Source organism: Wolbachia endosymbiont of Tuta absoluta (genome assembly GCF_059414725.1).
Window position 1 is genome coordinate 1 of sequence record NZ_JBNRJY010000185.1, and the last position, 3627, is coordinate 3627.

Genomic DNA, 3627 nt, shown 5'->3' on the forward strand with positions numbered 1-3627 from the left:
TTCCTCAGGCAAGTTTGTATTTTTCAAATTTCGTTGTTGTGCTGAGCATTATTGCGGTGATATATGCTTCTCTAGTTGCGTTTGCTCAAGATGATATAAAGAAGTTAATAGCTTATTCTTCAATAGCACATATGGGGATCGTTACTGCTGGCCTCTTTTCATTTTGTGAGGAAGGAGTACTGGGTAGCATATTTCAAATGATTAGTCATGGCCTTATTTCTGCTGCTTTATTTTTATGTGTTGGAATGCTATATACTCGAACTGGAACTTTGGAGATTGCAAAATATTTTGGCATAGTAAACACAATGCCAAAATTTGGTTTTATGTTCATTTTATTTTCAATGGCTTCAATAGGGCTACCTGGAACATCTGGGTTCGCAGGTGAGTTTTTGGCTATGGTTGGGATGTTTAAGAGCATAGGGTTTTTTACAGGATTTATCGCACTTGGCACTATTTTAAGCGCAGTTTATATGCTGAATTTATGTAAGCAAATAATATGGGGGGTTAGCTATTCTAAATTATTAAATAACCGTTTGGATAGCATAGAATTTTCTGTCTTAATTCTGCTTGCAGTGTTTGTTATTTTGCTTGGATTTTACCCAACCCTTGCACTGAATTATTTGAAGCCATGTATGGCAAATTTGTTAGTCAAATATAATGCGCTATGAATTATATACAGATATTGCCGGAAATGTTCTCTATTATCTCCTCGTTAGTGTTGCTACTGCTTGGGATTATATTTAACCGCAGAACTATCAACTTATTAGCACTTGGCTGCACAGTGGTAACTTTAATTATTTTAATTCTTTCGGCAGAAAACAATGAAATTTTTCTCTTTAATTCGTTGTTAAAACTCAATTTATACATCAGGTCAGCCCAAGGGTTAATTCTCAGCACAGGAATTTTAATACTTTTGATGCTGAATTTATCAAAATATGACTATAAATATGAATTTTCAATACTGATTCTTTTTGCACTGTTTGGCATGATAACTTTGGTTTCAGCAAATAGTCTGATCTCTTTTTATTTAGCTTTTGAGTTGATGAGTATATCTTTGTATGTTCTTGCGAGCTTTAATAAAGATTCGATTTATTCATGTGAAGCGGGAGTGAAATATTTTACACTCAGTGCACTATCTTCCTGCATTATGCTATATGGAATGTCGCTGCTTTATGGATATACAGGACAAGTCAATTTCTCTGAGCTCGGTTCATTCTTGCAAAACCATCAGATAACTTATGGAATAGTCTTTGGGTTAGTCTTTGTTCTAATTGGTTTGTGTTTCAAGCTTGCTATTGTTCCTTTTCATATGTGGGCTCCAGATGTTTATCAAGGTGCACCTACCATAGTAACTGCGTTTTTTTCTACGGCCCCAAAAGCTGCACTTGTAACATTTTTAATTCGATTGATGAATGAAGAGTTAGTAAATGTAAAAAGTTATGTTCAGCCTATTTTCTTATACGTTTCAGCATTGTCTGTGCTTATCTCAGCTTTTGGGGCTTTGCGTCAGCAAAACTTAAAAAGGCTGCTTGCTTACAGTTCAATTGGTCACATTGGTTTTATATTTGCTTCACTTTCTATTTTTACACAAGCAGGAACAGATAGTGCCTTAATGTATCTGGTGATATATATCATCACAAGCATAGGGCTATTCTCATATCTCGTACAAATTGACGATGATGATTGTGATATTGCAAATTTATCTGGTATAGGAAAAAAGCAACCAATTTTAGCATTCCATCTTTCTATACTATTACTCTCGATGTCGGGAATACCTCCACTTGCAGGTTTTATCGCTAAATTTTTTATATTCAAAAGTTTAATAAATTCTGGCTTTATCAGCCTGTCTTTGATCCTTGTAATATCGAGTGTGATATCATGCTACTATTATTTAAATATCATGAAAGTTATGTATTTTGATAAAGCTAGTGGTAATAAGGTTGCTTATTCTAAGAGTCTATTCATTATCACTTCAGTGGCTTCACTGATCAATCTCGTTCTTTTCTTGTATGTAGAAGATCTTGACTCACTCATTAAACTAAAGGGCTGACAAGGTGATCCTTGAAGGTTTTCGTATTTATCATTACAAAGAAGTTCCAAGTACTAATAAAGAAGCATTGGGTTTAATTGAGAAAGGGATATCAAATGAAACTGTCATTATTGCTGATAAACAAACAGAAGGCAGGGGACGCACTGGAAAAAGCTGGATTTCTCCAGAGGGTAATCTCTATGCGAGTTTGATAATTAACCAAGAAAAGGATGTCAGCAAATTGACAGAATTGACTTTTGTGACTGCTCTTGCTGTTGGAAATACTTTATTATCGTTAAATTTCTTGAATAATCAAACCCACTGCGGTGTCATTCCAGTGCGTGACACTGGAATCCATACTTTTTCTTCTGGATCCCAGTGTCAAAGCACTGGGATGACAAGAGATCAATTCATAAACGATCTCAATCTTCAACATAAATGGCCAAATGACATTCTAATCGATGGCAAGAAAATAAGCGGAATATTGGTTGAAAAAAAATCCAATTCAAATTGGCTCATTATAGGAATTGGAATTAATGTCAATCATGCGCCACTTCCAGGCACAACGTGCATTAGCAATTACGGTGAATCTGTGTCTAACATGGATCTGTTAAAGGAATTAATAATAAATTTTAATAAGCTAAGAAAGCAATGGCTATTTGATGGGTTTTATGCTATAAGAGAAATGTGGTTAAAAAAAGCATTCAAAATGAATGAGCAAATCAGTGTAAAGTTAGCTGACAAATTGTATGAAGGAATTTTTGCTGATATAGATAAAAGTGGTAAATTGGTGTTGCAGCAAAAGGATGGAAGCTTAATTTATTTTGATGCAGGTGAGTTATTTATTGGCAGTGCATTATGAATACATATGTAATTTTTGCTTACCTTATTAGTTTCATACTGATTGGTGGAAATTTGATTTTTACCGTTTCTTGCTATACTAAAAGTAAAAAAATTCTAGAAAGCCTGAAAGATAATAATGAAGAAGAAACATAAGCGATTACTTATAACTTCAGGAATTTTCTGCTTTTTAAGTTGTGCAGTTTTTTTTATTTTAACAACGCTCAAAGAAAATATCTCATTTTTCTATACAGTAAGTGAGGCAATAGTTTTACCAAATAATCAAAAGCCAATCCGTGTTGGTGGAATGATTGTTGAAAATAGCGTGATACGGAGCGAAAGCGAAGTAATTTTTCAGATGACAGATTTTAATAAGAGCGTTATGGTGAAATATCAGGGAATACTTCCACCAATGTTTTCAGAAAAAAGTGGTGTTGTTGTACAAGGTAAAATGTTTGATAATGGTACCTTTCTTGCAGATACGGTGTTTGCAAAACATGATGAGAACTATAAGCCGAAAGTCCTAAAATAGATTTCCTAATTCAGTTGTATTGAAATGGTATGTGAAAGAAAGCAACAGCCTGCTAGCAAGCTGTTACTTTCCTAACTACCACAATATATCAGAGTGAGTTGGTGCTTCCCATTCTACGTCATTATGGTCAATTATTGCTGCTTTTAATCCTTCAACTTCGCCCCTTAGGTGATCGATCATAGCCCAAATCTTTAGCACCACTAGACAAAGAAACTTGCGATTTTTT

Annotated in this window: 5 protein-coding genes; all 5 read left to right on the top strand. The window is 34.4% G+C overall.

The window, feature by feature from the left end; all coding sequences use genetic code 11:
• A partial coding sequence (locus ACJ5GX_RS01895; RefSeq protein WP_495292642.1) for a complex I subunit 4 family protein occupies positions 1–668 on the top strand: 668 nt, incomplete at its 5' end.
• On the top strand, positions 665–2050 hold the full coding sequence (locus tag ACJ5GX_RS01900) for an NADH-quinone oxidoreductase subunit N (protein WP_012481968.1): 1386 nt from the start codon (positions 665–667) through the stop codon (positions 2048–2050). The genes ACJ5GX_RS01895 and ACJ5GX_RS01900, both read left to right, overlap by 4 nt.
• A 4-nt stretch (positions 2051–2054) precedes the next feature.
• On the top strand, positions 2055–2891 hold the full coding sequence (locus ACJ5GX_RS01905; RefSeq protein ID WP_007302384.1) for a biotin--[acetyl-CoA-carboxylase] ligase: 837 nt from the start codon (positions 2055–2057) through the stop codon (positions 2889–2891).
• On the top strand, positions 2888–3025 hold the full coding sequence (locus tag ACJ5GX_RS01910) for a CcmD-like small membrane protein (protein WP_007302385.1): 138 nt from the start codon (positions 2888–2890) through the stop codon (positions 3023–3025). Before ACJ5GX_RS01905 ends, ACJ5GX_RS01910 begins: the two co-directional genes overlap by 4 nt.
• Positions 3009–3401: a cytochrome c maturation protein CcmE gene (gene ccmE, locus ACJ5GX_RS01915; protein ID WP_012481969.1), complete on the top strand. Its 393-nt coding sequence runs from the start codon at positions 3009–3011 to the stop codon at positions 3399–3401. Before ACJ5GX_RS01910 ends, ccmE begins: the two co-directional genes overlap by 17 nt.
• The last annotated feature ends 226 nt before the right edge of the window (positions 3402–3627 follow it).

Bases quoted from the DNA above. Each gene is read 5' to 3' on its own strand.
- ccmE (WP_012481969.1), top strand. From the start codon at position 3,009: ATGAAGAAGAAACATAAGCGATTACTTATAACTTCAGGAATTTTCTGC.
- ACJ5GX_RS01900 (WP_012481968.1), top strand. From the start codon at position 665: ATGAATTATATACAGATATTGCCGGAAATGTTCTCTATTATCTCCTCG.
- ACJ5GX_RS01910 (WP_007302385.1), top strand. From the start codon at position 2,888: ATGAATACATATGTAATTTTTGCTTACCTTATTAGTTTCATACTGATT.